Below are 19,727 nucleotides of genomic sequence, written 5' to 3' on the forward strand. Positions count from 1 at the left end.
TATATTGAGCGAGAATTGCTGATAAACCTATAAAAATAGTGACTTTCATACACAATTAAGTTAACTAGCACTGTTAATTATTGAGAAATGGATCCAAGCGCTATGCTTTAAAAATGAAGCTGCTAAACTGTTTTAAAAGATAGTGACGGCTGAATTTCGTTAAATATAAGCAGTTAATTAAGTAATAACAAACAAAAAATATTGGATAATCAAGGTTTAAACCAGTAAGTATGCCCACAACAAGAACATTTAAATTTTCTTGAGTTATTTTTTATAATTTTTTCTAAAAAGGTTCGCTTGATGCGAAAAAGCGTTTGCTCACGACATATAGGACATAAAGTTTGCTTAGGTTTCATCATGTAGCCTTTTTTGTAAAAAACACACTTACCAAGAACATAGCATAACCTCCACTGTTAATCTCAAATATGTTAGTCAAATATAGTTACGACCTTGGCACTCTAGATATGATTCAGTATTGAAAAGAAGGACTAACATCATGAATGAAAAGCCTAAATTCACAGTGGAAGTGGGTAGACTTTCCTAAAAAACTAATAGCGGTAATGGAGCATCAAGGTACGCCGAATCTACTAGGAAGAACAATACAAAAATTTATAGAGTGAAATTTTCCTCCTGAAAAATGCAATACATTCAATTTGGTTTACGATGATCTAAATGTGACGGTTGCAGAAAATGATAGATTTGATATCTGTTGTTCAATTAATCAAGTGGTTGAACCAAATGATAATGGTGTTGTAGCCTAAATAATTCTGCCGGGGAAATGTGCAGCAGTTAGCTATATTGTTAGTGATTGAACTGATAGCTCTATTAACGAATACCGCCTAGATTTGCTAAATGTTTATGAACAATATCTAGAGCTTCAATACCATATTTAGCAGCATTAAGGTCTACACCATTACATAGAACTGCAACTGATACTTTATTTTTTGGTACTCTTGCATAAAACGTTGATGTTCCTAGCCAATCGCCAGTATGTTCAAACGTTTTATACTCTGCTAGCTGTTTAAAAAATTGCCCGTTAGCATACATCCAACCATCAATAGTATGTTTACTATTAGGAGTATTCATTTTAATCATTAACTGCTTTGGATTTTTACCTAATTTAGGTTGATAAAAATGATTGTCCCATATGGCCAAATCTTGGATGTTTGTGTGCAAACCGCCATCCCCAACCCAAGACAAATTTGTCATATTAATTTCGTAAGATCCTGACTCCAATTTTTTATACCCCGATGCTCTATTAAGAATAACTTCATTATAATTATCATTAAAAAATGTATCTTTCATTCCTAAAGGTTTAAATATCCTTTTATCTGAAAACTGTCTTAACGTTAAGCCACTTTGTTTTTCAACTAATTTAGATGATAAAAAATAAGCAAAGTTACTGTATTCAAATTTTTGATCTGGATTACTTTTTAGTGGAAGCTTTTTTATAATATCGTAAAATTCATCATTAGATATATAATCCTGATTTCCTAATCTAAGCTTGCCATCAGAGACTGACTTTAAACTTGATTGAGTAAGCATATCTAGAGAATCAAAATCTCCCATACCTGAAAAGTGCCCCAGCATTGAGTTTACGGTGACTTTAACACCGTAATTATTTAATTCAGGTAAGTATTCTCTAATATCCTTATTCAGTTCTATTTTTCCATCATCTACTAATAATATATACCCAAACCACTTCAAGATGCAGGATTCAGTTGGAATTAGAAATACTTTAGGCAAGGCATTGATTGAAGAACATGGTTATTCCCTTTTCAAAATCAATAACGCTGCATAAAGTATTTATAAACCAACCTTACAGGGACTTCTGAGCAAATAATGCTCGTTGTTCCATCTTTTTTTAAGGGAGTAACCATTAATGCAAAGATGCGCCTAGATCATGAATTGCTCAGCAGTCCTGAACCTCACATCTTGAAGTGGCTTGGGTATAGCTAACGCGGTAAACTGTTTTGATACTGATGCTATTCTATGAATAGAATGCGAAGTTAGTGGGATATGATGTTCTATATTTGCTAAACCATACCCCTTTTTAAAAATTAACAAATCATCTTTAATCACTCCTATCGAGCAACCAGGAGAGTCATTTGAAGAAAAATTAGCGAAGATGTTATTTATTTGATGAGATAACTTATTTGCCATTTCATCGGCATTAGTACTAGTACTTAATATGAATAAAAATATTATTATGAATCGCAATTCCTTTACTCCTTTTTATAGATTTGAAATAATACTTTTGATGATCATTATCGATGAAATGATTTAAACATATATTGAGTGATTATCAAATCATAATGATTTACCTTTTTTAATCTAAAAGAAAGGATCATATACCTAAACTTCATGTAAACAGTCCATCTGAGAATATTTCAAAAATGATTTTAACTTTTGAAGGCGGTCCAGCCATCGGTAAAAGTACCATTGCTAATAAGCTAGAAAACTCTCATGGTTGTTACACCATTCCAGAGGTTAATAAGTTATTTGGTAAAGAAAATCGTATTTCAGATTTATGGTATTACCAAAAACAAGCTCAAAGGTGGGAGTTGGCGCTACATAACCAAGAATCTACGGTTTTATCTATACTAGATGGGGATATTTTTCAGCCTATCTGGTTTAGCTCTCTTTTCCCCGGTAAGAACTCGGAGAGTTTTGATGAAACCGTTAATTTTTATAGTGAAATGATGCTACAGGATAAAGTCGGTTTTCCCAATGCATACATATACTTTCACGCTGAGGAGCGAGTTAGAGCAAAAAGAGAGAGGGAAAGATCGGTAATTCTTGGTCGAAGTCAAAAATCGATAGAGCAAAAGATCTCTAGATATTGTGATTTTACCACTTTACAAAAACAGTATTTTTCAGATTTAAAAAAAGAATTTCCTGATTTAGTGATTTTTCTAGAATCAAATGAAATAGAGAGCACAATTCAGAGTATTTTATCTTTTTCAAAAAGACAACAGAATGATCATTGGAAAATCTTCAACTTTATCGTTGAATGGTGTAGAAACAAAGAACCACTTCGTTAAAAACTAATTAAAATCATATTTCAATTACTACTGGTAGTAACTCCAAAAAGGAGTTCATTGGTTTAAACAGCATACCCCTTTAAAACTCAAACTGAAATAGAAATTATTACCTTTACAGATTAAATCGATTTTTAATTTTAGCTAAACTGGCTTTAGTAATATTAATAATACGAGAGTCAAACTCACGCTCTAGCCAGCCTTTGTTTAACATATCATCTAACATCCATTGCCCTAATATTCCTGCTAAATGATTTCTGCGTTCACTCCAATCTAAGCAAGATTTACAAATCGGACGTTTTGATTTTTTAATTTCACTAAAATCAAAGCCTATGGAAATAAAAAATTTTTGACCTAAATCCGTGAGTAAAGTTTCGCAGCCATTATCAATAATAAAGTTATGATTTTGTAGCGCGTCATAAATATCAACAGCTAAATCAACCGATATATTTAATAAGCTTTCTAATAACTGGGCTACCGATAAGTTCATTAATTGAAAATATTTATGTCGACCTTGTTTACGTACTTGAAGTAACTGTCCATCAACTAACTTAGCTAAATGCGTACTGGCTGTTTGCGATGTAATATCAGCCTCTAAAGCGAGCTCAGTTGCTGTTAAAGCCTTACCTCCTAATAAAGCAATTAACATTTTAGCGCGCGTATTATCACCTATTAAATTAGCCACCACAGCAATATTAGGTTCTGACAGTGTGTTATTCATTTTATTCCATTGTTCGATGTGCATCGAAGCATCGCTTGTACTACGTCATTAGACTTATGCAAAATTATAACAGAGAATCACAATGGAAAACATCAATACAAAAATCACATGTTTTATTCAGTACAAAATAAACCCCTTTAAAATAAATGAGTTTGAGCAATATGCTAAAAACTGGGGACACATTATTCCCAAATGCGGAGGAGATTTATTAGGCTATTTTTTACCTCATGAAGGCACTAATGATATTGCATATGGATTAATAAGTTTTAATAGCTTAGCTGACTATGAAAGTTATCGAGCAAGGTTAAAAACCGATGAACTTGGATTCACTAACTTCTCTTTAGCTCAAAAGCAACAATTTATCATTGAAGAAAACCGTAGTTTTTTAAAAATAGTACCACAAACTTATAAGCAAGCAGCAAAGGAAATCAAATGATAGCAGTCATATTTGAGGTAGAACCAAAATTAGATCAAAACCAAGAATATTTTAACGAAGCAAAAAACCTAAAAATATATTTACAACAAGTACCCGGCTTTATTTCTATCGAAAGATTTCAAAGCCTGACCAACAATTCAAAATATTTATCTTTATCATTTTTTGAAGATGAACAAGCAGTGAAACAATGGCGTAATCAATTTATGCATCAAAAATCGCAAACTAAAGGGCGAGAACAAATATTTGAACATTATCGTTTACGTGTGGCATCTGTTATTCGAGATTATGGCATGCAAGATAAAGCGCAATCACCTGATAACATAAAAGGGGAACAATAAATGGATTTATTAAGTTATTTGAATCAATATTTTTATACTCAAGCTCAACTATTAGATAAATGTAAAATAAATGAGTTAGCATTTAAGCAATACCAAAAAGACGCTATAATGCCATTGGCCTCATATAAACTAAATATACAATGTGATTCTTTTTTTGGTAAGTATATAGCAGCACAAAAAACTGAATATTACCCAAAAGCCTATGTATCTTGGTTAGTTGACATATCAAAAATACAAGAAACACAAAATGTATTTGAAATTTTTAGTTCCCGCTATAAAACGCAACTAAAAAAGCTAAATGAATTAGGTTTTTATAGTCATGATAATAAGTTTAATCAAAACTTATCTGAACATATAAAACAAGAATGGCAACATTTTTTAAAAGGGACGTATGGGGTGTGTACTAAATCTGGTTTAGTGGAAAATATTGCAACTAAAGAATTAACCACTACTATCGTTAATGAATTGATTTCTAATGAAGGCATATCAGGCCAAAAGCAGAAATACTTAAAAGTCTTAATTGATTTATTAGACTCAGTCACATCACTATTCGCACCTCATGAAAGAAAAACAAGTTCTAGAGTAAAACTTATTGAGAATATAAGAAAAAAGTACTTTAAATATGTTGAATGAGTCAGCACTGACTTTTACAAATTAATATAAACTGGATAGGGTTCTTCTTCCTGAATTTTATAGTCACAAATCACTAAATTTAAAGGTGGTAGGTTCGAGTTAAAGTAGTATCTCTCAGGCAACTCTGCATACCGAGATACAAGCTCAGAAATTTCGTTATACATTGTGAGCCTTATATTTTCGTTGAGCAGCATTGGTTTTGTTATTATATACCCAAGCCACTTCAAGATGTGAGGTTCAGGACTGCTGAGCAATTCATGATCTAGGCGCATCTTTGCATTAATGGTTACTCCCTTAAAAAAAGATGGAACAACGAGCATGATTTGCTCAGAAGTCCCTGTAAGGTTGGTTTAGAAATACTTTATGCAGCGTTATTGATTTTGAAAAGGGAATAACCATGTTCTTCAATCAATGTCTTGCCTAAAGCATTTCTAATTCCAACTGAATCCTGCATCTTGAAGTGGTTTGGGTATAAAAGGCTTATCAAGCCCAGTTCTTCCAATTTACGTAAGTAAATGTGAGTCGAAGCTGGTGATATGTTCCAAGTGTCCTCAATTTTTCTAGGATAATTTTTACTTAGCAGCTCTATGAAATATACACGCTTTTTACTTTTATGTGTTCAGTGATTAATGTAACTTTTAACTATGAATGCATAGAAGCAAAATTTTTAAAAAGACTTTTCAACAGAAACGTTTAAACATGCTACACGCAAAATCATCAACAACCAGTGGGAAAACTCGCCAGTGCTAACGAGTTTAAAACCTGAGCCTGAATTTATGGGGTATCTAAAAAACACGGGGAGGATTAAAGTACTTTGGAAACAAAAATCCTCTGTAACTGATGATGAACTTTTAGGCCATTTAGAAGTCATCATAGAAGGAGGGCAAGTAAAAATTGATGGTGCTCAAATAGTTTAAGATCGCTTTAAAAAACCTACAAATATGTACAATGTAAACCCCCTGTACAACATCTTCTTTATTCTAAAAAGGCCATAACAATTTTATTATGGCCTAAAGTCGAAAGGGGCGATATTTAGTTTATCAACTAGAGGCTTAAAGACTTTAGCTTTAAACGCATTTTATGTAATACCGGCTCAGTATAACCATTAGGCTGCTTTGCGCCTTCTAATACAAGCTCTAAAGCTGCTTGCACTGCAATTGAGTTAGTAAAACTTTGCTCTGAGTCTGCCATGTTAGTATAGCTTTTATCACCTAAGTTCTGTAAATCAACTACTTTTGCCATACGTTTCATTGTATCTATCACTTGTTGTTCATCACATACACCATGATGCAACCAATTTGCGATATGTTGCGATGAAATTCGTAATGTTGCGCGATCTTCCATTAATCCAACATGATTTATATCTGGTACTTTTGAACAACCGACACCTTGATCTATCCAACGAACAACATACCCTAAAATACCTTGTGCGTTATTATCTAATTCGGCTTGGATCTGTTGCAGCGTTAAACTTGATGCTTTTTTCATTAAAGGTGGTGTTAAAATATCAGTTAAAGCTGCTTGCTGACGTGTAAATAATGGTTTTTGCACATCAAATACATTCAAACTGTGATAATGCGTTGCGTGTAAGGTTGCTGCTGTAGGGGAGGGCACCCACGCAGTATTAGCACCAGATTCTAAATGCGCTACTTTTTGAACCATCATAGCAGCCATTTCATCAGGCATAGCCCACATACCTTTACCTATTTGCGCTCTTTTGCTTAAACCCGTCGCTAAACCAACATCAACATTATTATTTTCATAAGCACCAATCCAAGGTTGAGATTTAATATGCGCTTTAGGCATAACAATGCCCGCTTCCATTGATGTGTGAATTTCATCTCCTGTTCTATCTAAAAAGCCTGTATTAATAAATACTACGCGCTCTTTAGCTTGATATATACAGGCTTTTAAATTTACAGTTGTACGCCTTTCTTCATCCATTATACCCACTTTTAAAGTATTAACCGGCAAATTAAGCGCCGACTCTACTTGAGAAAACAGCTCACAGGTAAAAGCGACTTCTTCAGGGCCATGCATTTTAGGTTTTACAATATTAATGCTTTGAGCTGATGAATTTTTATAAGGACTATTACCTTGTAGATCATGTATTGCACAAAGAGAAGTGATCATCGCATCCATTATGCCCTCAAACACTTCTTCATTATTTTCATCTAAAATTGCAGGATTTGTCATTAAATGACCAACATTTCGTACAAACATCATGCTGCGGCCTTTTAAGCTAATAGGCTGACCTTTCAAGTTAGTAAAATTTCGATCTGAATTTAAAGTTCGTTTGGTTAAGTTACCTGACTTTTCAAAGCTTTCACTTAAACTTCCTTGCATTAAACCTAACCAGTTTTGATAAACTAATGCTTTATCTTCACCATCAACCGCAGCAACTGAATCTTCACAATCCATGATAGTTGTTAAAGCTGATTCTAGGATAATATCTTTAATACCAGCTTTATCTGATCGGCCAATTTGGCTTTGTGGATCTATTTGTAGTTCTATATGTAAGCCATTATTTTTAAATAGAATATTACTTGGATTTTGAATTTGACCTACATACCCAATTAACTGTTGCGTATCTACTAGTTTAACTTGTAAATTTCCTTTTAAGCGAACAATAAGTTCACCATCAACAATGGCATAGTTTTCACTATCATGATGAGAACCACTACTCAGAGGTAATGCTTTATCTAAAAATTTTTTTGAATATTGAATTACTTTCAAACCGCGCACTTCATTATACGTTTTAGTTTTTTCAGCACCATCAGATTCAGAAATAACATCAGTACCATAGAGTGCATCAAATAGTGATCCCCAACGGGCATTCGCAGCATTGAGAGCAAACCTTGCATTATTTACAGGTACTACAAGTTGTGGTCCTGCAAGCTTTGCTATTTCTTCATCTACATTAAGGGTTTCAATATTAAAGTCTTTAACTTCAGATACTAAGTAACCAATGTCAGTTAAAAAACTCTGATACTTTTGCGTATCCCATATTGGATTTTCTTTATGGTAAACATCTATTTTTTTTTGTAACACATCTCGTTTAGTTAATAGTGCTTTATTTTTTGGAGTTAGTATTTTAATGATCTGTGAAAATGATTGCCAGAAGGTATCTTGCTTCAAGCCAGTGTTAGGCAAAGCCTGATTGTTAACAAAATCATATAAAACTTTATCTATTTGCAACCCTGAGTGAGAGATTCTATTTGTTGTCATATTATTAGCCTCTATGAACGGTGTAATACTTCTATTGCGATACTTTACCTTAACTTTAATAAAAAGTGCGAAAGACCTGTCATTTAGGTATTCACTGAAAAAATGTTAGTGATAGAAACTATAAATTAACGAAATCATAACAAATAAGTCTATTGTTTACACCAGAGCTTCAGAACGACTTAATAAATTGAAGTGACACTCTCACAACAAAAAAGCAAAATGGATGGAAATAAATATGGCTGACACAACCCCTAACTATAAACAAGATATCGATCATGTAACTACCTTATGCCAAATGAATGGTAATAACTGGCAGTCTATTAATCCTGAATATGCTGCTCGAATGAAAATGCAAAATCGCTTTAAAACAGGTTTAGATATCGCAAAGTATACTGCTGATATTATGCGTGCTGATATGGGTAATTATGATGCAGACACTTCTAAATATACACAATCTTTAGGCTGCTGGCATGGTTTTATCGGTCAGCAAAAGATGATTTCGATTAAAAAACATTTTGAAAATACCGACCGTCGCTACTTATACCTATCAGGTTGGATGGTTGCAGCACTAAGATCTGAATTCGGACCACTACCAGATCAATCTATGCATGAAAAAACATCTGTGGCTGGCCTAATAGAAGAACTATATACATTCCTACGACAAGCCGATGCAAGAGAGCTTGGCGGTTTTTTTAGAGAGCTTGATACAGCAAAAGCTGCCAATGACACAGCCGAAACAACAAAAGTACAAGATAAAATTGATAACTACGTAACACATGTGGTGCCAATTATTGCAGATATTGATGCAGGTTTTGGTAATGCCGAAGCGACTTACTTAATGGCTAAGCAAATGATTGAAGCTGGAGCATGTTGTATTCAAATAGAAAACCAAGTATCAGATGAAAAACAATGCGGTCATCAAGATGGTAAAGTTACCGTTCCACACGAAGATTTTTTAGCTAAAATCAACGCTGTTCGTTATGCATTTTTAGAGTTAGGTGTAGATAACGGTGTGATTGTAGCACGCACAGATTCATTAGGTGCAGGACTAACTAAGCAAATTGCTGTAACAAAAGAATCTGGTGATTTAGGCGACCAATACAATGCATTTTTAGATTGTGATGAAGTATCTGCAGATGAATTAGGCAATGGTGATGTAGTAATAAAACAAGATGGTAAGTTAGTACGTCCTAAGCGTTTAGCTAGTAATTTATATCAATTTAAAAAAGGAACTGGTGAAGCACGCTGTGTTTTAGACTGTATCACTTCACTACAAAATGGTGCTGATTTATTATGGATTGAAACTGAAAAACCGCATGTTGGTCAAATTGGCGCCATGGTAAATGCCATTCGTGAAGTTGTGCCTAATGCTAAGTTAGTTTATAACAATTCACCTTCATTTAACTGGACATTGAATTTCCGTCAACAAATATTTGATGCCATGGTTGAAGAGGGTAAAGATGTATCTGCTTACCAACGTGATTCATTAATGAGTGAGCAATATGATGATAGTGAATTATCACAACTAGCAGATGAAAAAATTCGAAACTTCCAAGCTGATGCAGCTAAAGAAGCTGGGATCTTCCATCATTTAATTACTTTACCAACTTATCATACAGCTGCGCTATCAACAGATAACTTGGCTAAAGGCTACTTCGGTGATGAAGGCATGCTTGCTTATGTGCAAGGAGTTCAACGTAAAGAGATTCGTCAAGGCATAGCCTGTGTTAAACACCAAAATATGGCTGGTTCAGATATGGGTGATGATCATAAAGAGTACTTTGCAGGTGAAGCGGCTCTTAAAGCTTCAGGTAAAGATAATACAATGAATCAGTTCTAGTATATTAATTCCTTCCAACAGTACAAAGGCTGCAATTGCAGCCTTTTTTAGTATCTATATTTTGATATACCCAAGCCACTTCAAGATGTGAGGTTCAGGACTGCTGAGCAATTCATGATCTAGGCGCATCTTTGCATTAATGGTTACTCCCTTAAAAAAAGATGGAACAACGAGCATGATTTGCTCAGAAGTCCCTGTAAGGTTGGTTTATAAATACTTTATGCAGCGTTATTGATTTTGAAAAGGGAATAACCATGTTCTTCAATCAATGCCTAGCCTAAAGTATTTCTACTTCCAACTGAATCCTGCATCTTGAAGTGGTTTGGGTATATATCCAATCATCATATTTGTGTCCAGATCTACCGTTGAAACAAAATATCCCCTATCTCAGAAATTTGAACCATTATCTACTTTTAAAGTTTTGTGCTTTCGAAATTGCGCTTTTTCCTTTGGTATAACCGAAAGATGTGAAACTGAAAATTGAGATGGAATGCTAATACACATATAAACGTGAACGGATCTTATTGACATAGCACACTAATAAACTCTGTAAGATCAATCACAGATCAACTTTTTACTAAGTAAGCATATGGAAAGTAATTTGGATCAATATTTTACTAATATAATATGTTATTAACTGTTTTAAGGCTCAAAATGACTTTAATCCCTTATTAAGAGTAAATATTTACAGATATAGCATGATATTTAAGCTATCAATATAATATCAGATCATATTTTTACTAACAAATAACAAAGCACCAAATTTTCAAGACAAGTTTTTACTAAGTCACAGCACCTTTCCAGTATAAAAGTCATACAAAGTCACAGTTACCAAACAAAAATGTTTATAAAAAGACAAAAAAAACCACTTATATTCATATAATAAATACTAAAAATAGTAAACATGAATCATTTTTATAATGAAATTGGAATATTCACACTAAAAAGACCTCGACTTAGTAAGATTTTGATCTGTGAATTTTTTAAATCAACTTTTTGTCAATTCAAGAGGAAATAATGTCAGTTCAAAACAATCACACCGACAACCCTAAGTATTAGAGCTACATTTGACTGAACAAAACCAATGACATAACAAAAACCAAGCATAGGAAAGCATCAATGAAACAGAAAATAGCGCAAATAGCAGGGGTTATCGTTTTTATATTGTCTGTACTTAACTTTGTACTAGGTATAAATCTGATCTCCATAAATACGGTCTTTTCATTTCTCATTGGAATATATGTTTGCATGTTAATATTACATATGATCAAAGATTACTTTGTAATGCTCATAGATAACAAGGAAGTATAACAATGAACACTAAACTAACAACAATCGCTACTTTATTAATGAGCTTAAATCTACATGCTATAGATTTACGTATAGATAATGTAAAAATATATCAAAATGAAAACCAGAAGTTTTCAGAACCAAGCCGCTTATACATAGAAAATAATAAAATAATAAAACTATCTCCAATGGACCAAGCACCAAAAATAGCCGATAAAATAATAGATGCAAATGCACAATATGCAGTACCTGGTTTAATCGATTTACATGTTCATTTGGGCGCTTCAGGCAGTAATTATGGTGTTGAATTCCAATATTTACCTGTTGAATCTCATTTTAACTCTAATCTATATTTAGGTATAACCAATATTGTCGATTTATTCTCTTTTGATAATACATTGAGTGAAGCTAAATCACTTAGCTATCAAACAATCACACCAAATCTATTTTACGCAGGTGCTTTATTTACCAATCCAGGGGGTCATGGTACACAATTTGGTGGTGCAGCACTTGAAGTAATAAGTGATGAGTCAATAGATACACTTTGGCAAGAGCATATTGCTAAAAAACCAAATGTAACAAAAGCCGTGATAGAAACTTTTGGTGGGCATGGTGCATCGTTAACTGACAATCAGTTAACACAATTGGGAAAACGTTCTAAGGAAGCTGGATTACCATATTTTGTGCATGTTTCTACATTACAAGACGGAAAACGTGCTATCAAAGCTGGCGCTACCGCTTTGGCACACGGTATAAACTCAGAACTCATTGATGATGAATTTATACAATTGATGGTTGATAATAAAGTAGCTTATATACCAACTTTAGCTGTTTATCATAATCACAATGAAGAACGTGAAAGCAAATACGTAAGTAGCCAAACTCATTTACTCAAAACCGTGCATAATAAGCTGAAGCATTGCTTATTCACCCAAGTACCAGAACCTACAATTTGGAAAAATCAGGTATGGAAAAAGCGTAATATTGCATATAATAATGTAATTACTCTGCACAAAGCAGGTGTAGTGATAGGAACAGGCTCGGATGCTGGTAACCCTTATACACTGCATGGCGCGGGTTTGCATAATGAAATACAAGCTTTAAGTAAAGCAGGTCTAAAGCCTGGACACATCATTAATGCTGCAACTTCAGAAGCTGCAGAAGTAATAAATCAAGAAAATATAATAGGCCAATTAAAACCTGGATTTGAAGCAAGTTTTATACTTTTAGCTAACAACCCAATAAAAGATATTTCAAACCTATCTGCAATCAATACAGTATATAAATCAGGAAAATTAGTAAATAGACCTGAATTAATTACAAAAAATACTGCAATTGCTCCTCAAGGTGAAAAATGTCATACGCAAGTCGGAACAGCCAATAAAGCAGCTAAAGTAATTGATGACTTTAAAGGTGAAATAAAGTGGCAAGCTATCAGTGACAAAATGATGGGCGGGCAATCAAGCTCGCAAATTAACTTAGTGCGAGATGAATTAATAATACAAACAGAATTAGGTAAACCAACAGGCTTTGGCGCTTGGGCTGGCACACAATTGATGTTTAATAAACCTATTGACGCTTCTGATTATCAAGGAATTAAAGTTATTTTTAAAGGCTCTGATATACCATTTGGTATTTCTGTATATCACAGTGAAGTTAAAGATTGGGATCATTTTTATACTAATATACAACCGAGCACCCAATGGCAAACTGTAGAAATTCCATTTAACCAACTTAAACAGTTTGGTTATGGAGCAAAAAAACAATGGTCCGCAAAAAATTTATCTGGATTAAGTTTTGTATGGAGAACAATGCCAAATACAAAATTGTCGCATAAAGGAAATAAAATCCAAGTTAGAGAAATATCTTACTTTTAAATTTGATATGCTAACAAGATAGGAATATACCCAAGCCACTTCAAGATGTGAGGTTCAGGACTGCTGAGCAATTCATGATCTAGGCGCATCTTTGCATTAATGGTTACTCCCTTAAAAAAAGATGGAACAACGAGCATGATTTGCTCAGAAGTCCCTGTAAGGTTGGTTTATAAATACTTTATGCAGCGTTATTGATTTTGAAAAGGGAATAACCATATTCTTCAATCAATGCCTAGCCTAAAGCATTTCTAATTCCAACTGAATCCTGCATCTTGAAGTGGTTTGGGTATATACCTATCTTGTTTCTTAATATTAAAATAATACAAAGAGAATACAATGTTTCGCCATCCCTTTTATAAGTACAGTTTTTTTATTTTACTACTTATCGATTTAATTTTTACTGCGGGTTTAATATTTACAGGGACCAGCGATATTTCATTAGATACATTTAAAGCAACAAGCATTTGGTTTGTATGTTTTTATTGGCTACCAGTTTGGTTGAGCGCTGCTATTATATTTAATTTTAGAAATAAAAAAATCACCAATACCATATTAGAATTGGCCATTTCAGTTATTATTTTAACATTTGGTATGATGATGACAGATAAAATACTGCAATTAACATTTAGTGAATATAAATCAATAGGCTCTTTTGTGGTATTTGGCGGACTAACATGGGCGATACCTATTTATTTTATATCTAGATTTGTGGAAAGTAAAAAGAACATAGCAATTGAAAAATCAGCTAAAAAACAAGCACAATTAGAAACACTCAGGTATCAATTAAATCCACACTTTATGTTTAATAGTTTAAATACGATATCAGCTTATATTCATACAAAGCCAGATCTCGCTGATGAAGTATTACACGAATTAGCAGATATTTTGCGTTACTCCTTAGATACAGCTGAAGTAAAAAATACCTCTCTTACGCAAGAGATAGATATACTTAATAAGTATTTCAATATTGAAAAAGCAAGATTTGGCAATCGTTTAACGGTCAATTATGATATTCCTAAAAAGCTACTCACACACCAGATCCCCCCTTTAATTTTACAACCCATAGTTGAAAATGCGATAAAACATAATGCAAAACAAACTCAGTTACTCATAAATATAAAAGTTGAAAAGCATGATGAACTGTTAAAAATTATGATCAGCGATAATGGCACAGGATTTAATAAAACCGTTTTAGCACAAGGATATGGACAAGGTGTCGGTATGAAAAACTTACAACAAAGAGTTTCTCAGCTAAATCAAGGAAAAATGATATTGAATAATAACAAGGGCGCTCAAGTGTCATTGGAGATGGCAATATGAATGAACAAGAACAAACAAAAATAATGCGAATCGTATTTGCAGATGATGAACAACCCGCAAGAGAAAAATTAAACCAACAACTGAGTTTAATTCCAAATATTGAAGTTGTCGGGTTTGCAACAACAGGTAAAGAAGCCATAACCCTTATTAATGATGAACAACCAGACTTAGTACTACTGGATATTCAAATGCCTGAAATTAATGGTATGGACTTATTAAGCTTATTAACACACAAGCCTATGGTGATATTTACGACCGCTTATGATCAATACGCTATTGCCGCATTTGAACAGGCCTCAACAGATTATTTATTAAAACCATTTCCTTTAGCAAGGCTAAAAAGCGCCATAGATAAAGCTTATACAGCCTTTTTACAAAAAGAAGCGTTACAAGTTCACTCTGAACCAGTTAAAAGTCCACAACAGCCTATCGAAAGGTTAATAAGCAAAAGTGGCGAACGTATGGTAATTCTATCTCCAGATGATATTTTTTATATCAAATCAGATCAAGGCAATAGCTTTGCTTTTAATGGAGATAAACAACATTTTTTAAATGAAACCTTAGACCAACTAGAGCTCAGTTTAGGTTCATCACAATATGTACGAATTCATCGAAGCTATTTAGTTAATATAGATAAAATTAAAGAAATTCAGCGATGGTTTAATGGTAAATTAATGGTAATTATGACTGATGAAGATAAATCAGAGTTAAGCACCAGTAGAACAGGGGCCGATAAACTAAAACAAGTTCTAGGATTATAAAAACGATGTCGTATTTTAAAGGGGTTCATCATGTGGCGATCATATGCTCTGATTATCAAAGAACAAAAACTTTCTATACAGAGATTTTAGGCTTAAATATTATCGCTGAACATTATAGAAAAGAACAAGACTCTTATAAATTAGATCTGCAATTAAAAGATGGTACGCAATTAGAGGTTTTTTCATTTGTGAATAGACCTGAACGACCCAGCTATCCAGAAGCAAAAGGACTTAGGCATCTTGCTCTTTTAGTTGATTCAATTGAAGATACTGTAAAATATTTAAAGTCTAAATCAATTGATGTTGAACCTATACGTGTAGATAAATACACAGGTAAGAAATTCACATTTTTTAGCGACCCAGATAATTTGCCATTAGAATTATATGAAGTATAAATTCTGATAACCTTTTTTAGCAAAATCCCACCCCACTTTATTCTCAATTCCAGCTAAAAGTCAGACAAAAAAAAAGCTTCAAAGGGGCACTAAGAAGCTTAAAACGTAGGGATGTTTCATGATAACTAAATTGCTTAATGCTATATAAAATAACGAGCTGCGTATATCACAGGTATTAATATACAGATATTGAAGAATTTTATTAATGTGAAAATATTGTTTTTAATTATATAGAAAACTGAATTTAAAGGATTTTTATTGTCATTGCCTATACAATATAAGCATGTAACTCTAATAGGTACTAATGAAATAAAAAAGACATATCACTTATGTAATTATTGAATACATAAATAGATTTAGCTACGGGCATAAAAAACAACCTAAATTAGCTTGGTCAATATTACAAATTTATGGAAATCAATGGGAATAACATTCAATTTTTAGGGAAAAACAACATACCCCAGCCAGTTAAACCTGATTTTATTTTACATGATGGAGCTTAGTCTATGACACGTATACTATCTTGGGAAATACAACTGAATTGGCAGTATTTGGTCCATCAAATCATAATATCCATTACCGCTATAATAGAACTCTCCTAAAGCGTTATTCCAAATCTCTTGTGACATTCCAAAACAAGTATTTAAATTATATATAAAAACTTAAACGTTAGATTGTTTATCATTATTTTGTAATACAGCATTTGTATAAACCAAATCAGTTACAACTTTAAAGCTATCTGAAAAAATCTCCAATATGATATCTTATTGAAGATTTAATAATTTAGGTACAAACAGAGTAGTTATAATAGCTGAAACTAATATAGCCATAATTAATTCAATCAGTGAAAAACCAAAACTTACTTTACGCACAGAAAAATCAAATAAATACTAAATCGAAATTAATTCTTACGTATTTGGGGTTTTGCGCCCATCCCCTCGAAATGAACCTTAGGAATTTTTTAGGTGTGCAGAAAAACGATAATATTAGGTTAGTCCTCTGTAAGTTAATAACAGCCGACCTTTAAGATGTATTTTTATTAACCATGAATTGACACTACCAAAACCCTTCAAACCGGCTACCTGCTATTCTGGTGTAGTGAACCGTATGTTTTGGATCTCGATGCCCCAAGTAATCCTGAATAAGTCGAAGATCGGCTCCCTTGTTTGCTAAGTAATATCCACAGGAATGCCGTAGTGTATGAGGGTGAACATTGACTAACTGACAGCGCTTGGCTGCACTTTTTATGATGTAGTTGACAGCTTGCCTAGTTAGAGGTTGTTCTCGCTCACTGATAAATAACCAGGGTAAATTATCTGTCCGCATATTCAGATATCGTTTGATCGCTCGAAGTTCATCTCCTGCGATTGGCTGTTCGACTGACAAGCCATTTTTTAAACGCTCAACCCATACTCTAGATTGGACTAAATTTAGGTCTAACTTTCTTAAAGCAATAGCTTCACTGACCCTTAATCCATGTCGGTATATCATTAACAGTAGTAAATGATCACGGATGTTGTGCCGACCTTTTTTAGCGGCAGTTAAAAGTAATGATTATTTCCTGCTCGTTTAAAAAGTTCTTACTTCTTTCATGGCTATCCGTAGCTTCATTATCGCTACTCTTTACATTTCGCCGGTTGGTCATGATTGTTCTTCGGGGTTGTAGGCCTTATCATTACTATAGTTGATAAGGCCTACTTTTTACAAAAAGTGCCTTTTGTTCAGAGTTATGCACATTCTAGCCTTAGAGTTAAATAGTTGATTTTTTACTATTTAATCAATAGGATAGACTATGCGGGTGACCAGTTTATACCGTTTTTGTAATTAGACCCTACATAGTAAACGCTACAGGCCGACTATGGACTATTCGCGGATATGTAGAGTAAATGAATATGTGGATTTGTTGGGAATAACGATAACGGTAATAAATACAATGCATTAGGCTAATTTTACTCAGCATATTACTACCAATTTTTTGCTCACCTGTTTAAGGTTAGTGAGCAAATTAAGCGAGTTTTCCACTTAACAATCAACTTTAGTCGGTATAAATCCGGCTCTAAGCTCTATAAATATGTTGACTCAGAAAAGCATAACCAGCTGTTTAATAAGCTTTCTTTCGTTCAGCTCTGCATATTCGTGGAAATGGGCGCGAAACCCCCTTTTGCAGTTAGCTCCGTGAATAAAGGAATAATTTTAGGCTCTTGCCCTAGTTTCAACACGTTCTAACTCAATATGATAAACATCATACGTATTTTGTAATATGTTTTCCGTATAAATAAATTCCCACCCATTATTTGAAAAATAATCACCACTATTTAATGTCAGTAAACGCATTGTGCTCTCTTCGGTTTTTCTAGCTTGCTCAATACACTTTTTTAGCAATTCTGATCCTACCCCTCGATTCCTAAAACGGGGTAGCACAAATAAATTAGAAACCCATAATATTCGCTCCAAGAATGGCCACTCGTTATAATCAATGCCTACGCATCCCAAGATAGAAAAGTTTTTTTTATCTCTTGCAACAAAAGTTATTGGGAATTCCTGCGTGGAAAGGCTATTTCTTAGCTTCCCCTCCAGTTTAGAAACATCTTTTTTAAATCCATACCGCTCAGATTCGCTAGACAAAAAACTGGCAACAGTTGGTATATCTTCATTCATTAATGCATCTATAAAAAATCCATTTACGACTTTCATATCAGTTCCTATGCAACACTACAGATAGAAGAGACTCCACCTTAACCCGACGGAGCCTCAGGGAATAAACAAAATTAATATACTATTTTGTTGCATCTATCCAAGGAAATGTAACTGCTGAGTCAGCAGTTGCTTCTCTCACTTTAGGAGTGAAATCCAACTTTTGTTTTTTGAAATTTTCTTCAACTTGTTTTAGATAAACGCTTAAGGCCGTTCTTTTACCTGTCTTTTTACTATCGCTAGCAAGAAGCTTGTTAACCGCGTAAAATATACCAAAAATAACCCCAGCTTTAGCACCTTCAACTAGCAAAAACTTACCAACCTTTTTCGATAGTTCTAACAGCTTTCTTCCAAGCGATGAAGTCTGAGCAGCTTGCGGGTTTTCCGAGAGTTCAGGAGAATCTGCAGCCTCGGTTACCTCTGCAGAGTTCTCGACTTCCGACGCTTCGCTTATTTCAGAGCCTTCAGCAGTTAAAGCTGCGTCTTCTTCTAATTCTTCTGCTACTTCTTCAATGATTTCTAGTGCCATCTTGTCCTTCCATTTATTTATAATAATTAGAGTTAAATGCAATTAAAAAACTAAAAATTAGTCAATATCATTGCTTATCCATGGATAATTTTTAGCGGCATCAATTGCTGCTTCTTTCGTTTTTTCAGAAAACGGAATATCCAGTTTATTGAAGTTTTCTGCGACCAGTTTAATATAAACGCTTAATTTTGTTTTCTTACCAGTACTTTTACTTTTTTCAGCAAGCGATTTGTTGATCATATAAAATACTCCAAAAACCATCCCTGATTTCGCGCCTTCAATACCGCTAAGCTTTGCCACCTTTATCGAAAGGTCTTTTAATCTTTGTCCCAACGATGAGCTTTGAGCTTCGCTTGGGTTTTCAGCTAAACTGGGGGCATCTGCCGCTTCTTCCACCGCTGAAGCACTTTCGACCTCAGCTGCTTCTGCTTCCTCTGGAGCTGCCTCAATAGCACCCGCTATAACTGGTTCAAGAGCTTCAGCGAGTTCCGCAATAATTAATGCCATTCTTTTCATCCTTTTTATTGAAAAAACAAATATAGCAGGGAAGGGATAAAAAAAATATTACACGGTTATTACACGGTCAAAAGTCTTATTCATCTGCAGCAGTTTTAGGTGAAATTA

General features: G+C 33.8%; 20 protein-coding genes and 2 pseudogenes. 10 read left to right on the forward strand and 12 right to left on the reverse strand.

Going from position 1 to position 19,727, the window contains the following annotated elements; translation table 11 throughout:
- Positions 1-825 precede the first annotated feature (825 nt).
- Together CJF42_RS20980 and CJF42_RS29390 are read right to left on the reverse strand one after the other, a co-directional pair.
- Positions 826-1,746 (reverse strand): serine hydrolase domain-containing protein, encoded by a 921-nt coding sequence (locus tag CJF42_RS20980; RefSeq protein WP_170940695.1) that lies wholly within the window; start codon positions 1,744-1,746, stop codon positions 826-828.
- Between the two features lie 264 nt (positions 1,747-2,010).
- Positions 2,011-2,163: pseudogene (locus CJF42_RS29390) on the reverse strand (hypothetical protein); the annotation flags it as partial.
- A 233-nt stretch (positions 2,164-2,396) separates the two neighbouring features.
- On the opposite strand from CJF42_RS29390, the gene CJF42_RS20990 reads away from it, so the two are divergent.
- Positions 2,397-3,044 carry a DEAD/DEAH box helicase family protein gene (locus tag CJF42_RS20990; protein WP_095368546.1) on the forward strand — a complete coding sequence of 216 codons (648 nt, stop codon included), beginning with the start codon at positions 2,397-2,399 and terminating at the stop codon, positions 3,042-3,044.
- Between the two features lie 112 nt (positions 3,045-3,156).
- Here the strand turns inward: CJF42_RS20990 and CJF42_RS20995 are convergent, their stop codons facing one another.
- The gene (locus CJF42_RS20995; protein WP_095368547.1) at positions 3,157-3,762 is read right to left on the reverse strand and encodes an ArsR/SmtB family transcription factor; all 606 of its coding nucleotides are present in this window, start codon (positions 3,760-3,762) and stop codon (positions 3,157-3,159) included.
- Positions 3,763-3,844: 82 nt separating this feature from the next.
- On the opposite strand from CJF42_RS20995, the gene CJF42_RS21000 reads away from it, so the two are divergent.
- Genes CJF42_RS21000 through CJF42_RS21010 form a run of 3 tightly spaced genes read left to right on the forward strand, consistent with a single transcriptional unit; the run spans position 3,845 to position 5,169 of the window.
- Positions 3,845-4,198 carry an NIPSNAP family protein gene (locus tag CJF42_RS21000; RefSeq protein WP_095368548.1) on the forward strand — a complete coding sequence of 118 codons (354 nt, stop codon included), beginning with the start codon at positions 3,845-3,847 and terminating at the stop codon, positions 4,196-4,198.
- The gene (locus CJF42_RS21005) at positions 4,195-4,536 is read left to right on the forward strand and encodes an antibiotic biosynthesis monooxygenase family protein (RefSeq protein WP_095368549.1); all 342 of its coding nucleotides are present in this window, start codon (positions 4,195-4,197) and stop codon (positions 4,534-4,536) included. The genes CJF42_RS21000 and CJF42_RS21005 overlap by 4 nt, the downstream gene beginning before the upstream one ends.
- Positions 4,537-5,169, forward strand: coding sequence for a DUF6058 family natural product biosynthesis protein (locus CJF42_RS21010; protein WP_095368550.1), 633 nt, complete (start codon positions 4,537-4,539; stop codon positions 5,167-5,169).
- Positions 5,170-5,183: 14 nt separating this feature from the next.
- Here CJF42_RS21010 and CJF42_RS21015 read toward each other — a convergent pair whose 3' ends face one another.
- Complete coding sequence (locus CJF42_RS21015) at positions 5,184-5,489, reverse strand: hypothetical protein (RefSeq protein ID WP_095368551.1); 306 nt, start codon at positions 5,487-5,489, stop codon at positions 5,184-5,186.
- A 423-nt stretch (positions 5,490-5,912) separates the two neighbouring features.
- On the opposite strand from CJF42_RS21015, the gene CJF42_RS27695 reads away from it, so the two are divergent.
- On the forward strand, positions 5,913-6,086 hold the full coding sequence (locus CJF42_RS27695; protein ID WP_170940696.1) for a hypothetical protein: 174 nt from the start codon (positions 5,913-5,915) through the stop codon (positions 6,084-6,086).
- Between the two features lie 127 nt (positions 6,087-6,213).
- On the opposite strand, the gene CJF42_RS21025 is transcribed toward CJF42_RS27695, so the two are convergent.
- On the reverse strand, positions 6,214-8,397 hold the full coding sequence (locus CJF42_RS21025) for a malate synthase G (protein WP_095368552.1): 2,184 nt from the start codon (positions 8,395-8,397) through the stop codon (positions 6,214-6,216).
- A 235-nt stretch (positions 8,398-8,632) separates the two neighbouring features.
- On the opposite strand from CJF42_RS21025, the gene CJF42_RS21030 reads away from it, so the two are divergent.
- On the forward strand, positions 8,633-10,237 hold the full coding sequence (locus CJF42_RS21030) for an isocitrate lyase (protein ID WP_095368553.1): 1,605 nt from the start codon (positions 8,633-8,635) through the stop codon (positions 10,235-10,237).
- 54 nt (positions 10,238-10,291) lie between these two features.
- On the opposite strand, the gene CJF42_RS29140 is transcribed toward CJF42_RS21030, so the two are convergent.
- Positions 10,292-10,414 carry a hypothetical protein gene (locus CJF42_RS29140; protein ID WP_286203516.1) on the reverse strand — a complete coding sequence of 41 codons (123 nt, stop codon included), beginning with the start codon at positions 10,412-10,414 and terminating at the stop codon, positions 10,292-10,294.
- 1,136 nt (positions 10,415-11,550) lie between these two features.
- Between CJF42_RS29140 and CJF42_RS21040 the strand changes: the two genes are divergently transcribed.
- Entirely contained in the window at positions 11,551-13,404 is a 1,854-nt protein-coding gene (locus CJF42_RS21040) for a CIA30 family protein (protein WP_095368555.1), read from the forward strand.
- Here CJF42_RS21040 and CJF42_RS27700 read toward each other — a convergent pair.
- Positions 13,401-13,541, reverse strand: coding sequence for a hypothetical protein (locus CJF42_RS27700; RefSeq protein ID WP_170940697.1), 141 nt, complete (start codon positions 13,539-13,541; stop codon positions 13,401-13,403). The genes CJF42_RS21040 and CJF42_RS27700 overlap by 4 nt on opposite strands.
- Positions 13,542-13,740: 199 nt before the next feature.
- Between CJF42_RS27700 and CJF42_RS21045 the strand changes: the two genes are divergently transcribed.
- The 3 genes from CJF42_RS21045 to gloA2 are packed head-to-tail and all read left to right on the forward strand — an operon-like array spanning position 13,741 to position 15,880.
- Positions 13,741-14,724, forward strand: coding sequence for a sensor histidine kinase (locus CJF42_RS21045; RefSeq protein ID WP_095368556.1), 984 nt, complete (start codon positions 13,741-13,743; stop codon positions 14,722-14,724).
- Complete coding sequence (locus CJF42_RS21050) at positions 14,721-15,485, forward strand: LytR/AlgR family response regulator transcription factor (RefSeq protein WP_095368557.1); 765 nt, start codon at positions 14,721-14,723, stop codon at positions 15,483-15,485. The genes CJF42_RS21045 and CJF42_RS21050 overlap by 4 nt, the downstream gene beginning before the upstream one ends.
- A gap of 5 nt (positions 15,486-15,490) precedes the next feature.
- Positions 15,491-15,880 carry an SMU1112c/YaeR family gloxylase I-like metalloprotein gene (gloA2, locus tag CJF42_RS21055; protein WP_095368558.1) on the forward strand — a complete coding sequence of 130 codons (390 nt, stop codon included), beginning with the start codon at positions 15,491-15,493 and terminating at the stop codon, positions 15,878-15,880.
- A 764-nt stretch (positions 15,881-16,644) separates the two neighbouring features.
- On the opposite strand, the gene CJF42_RS29395 is transcribed toward gloA2, so the two are convergent.
- The 5 genes and pseudogenes from CJF42_RS29395 to CJF42_RS21080 all read right to left on the reverse strand — a co-directional run bounded on the left by CJF42_RS29395 (position 16,645) and on the right by CJF42_RS21080 (position 19,610).
- Positions 16,645-16,752: a type II secretion system protein gene (locus CJF42_RS29395; RefSeq protein WP_095368559.1), complete on the reverse strand. Its 108-nt coding sequence runs from the start codon at positions 16,750-16,752 to the stop codon at positions 16,645-16,647.
- Positions 16,753-16,936: 184 nt separating this feature from the next.
- Positions 16,937-17,416 (reverse strand): annotated as a pseudogene (locus CJF42_RS21065) (tyrosine-type recombinase/integrase); the annotation flags it as partial.
- Between the two features lie 657 nt (positions 17,417-18,073).
- Complete coding sequence (locus CJF42_RS21070; protein ID WP_095368561.1) at positions 18,074-18,574, reverse strand: GNAT family N-acetyltransferase; 501 nt, start codon at positions 18,572-18,574, stop codon at positions 18,074-18,076.
- 82 nt (positions 18,575-18,656) lie between these two features.
- Positions 18,657-19,103, reverse strand: a complete 447-nt coding sequence (locus CJF42_RS21075) for a hypothetical protein (RefSeq protein WP_095368562.1) — start codon at positions 19,101-19,103, stop codon at positions 18,657-18,659.
- Between the two features lie 57 nt (positions 19,104-19,160).
- A complete protein-coding gene (locus CJF42_RS21080) occupies positions 19,161-19,610 on the reverse strand; it encodes a hypothetical protein (RefSeq protein WP_095368563.1) in 450 nt (149 codons plus the stop codon).
- Between the last annotated feature and the right edge of the window lie 117 nt (positions 19,611-19,727).

The sequence above is a fragment of the Pseudoalteromonas sp. NBT06-2 genome, assembly GCF_002276045.1.
Lineage (GTDB): Bacteria > Pseudomonadota > Gammaproteobacteria > Enterobacterales > Alteromonadaceae > Pseudoalteromonas.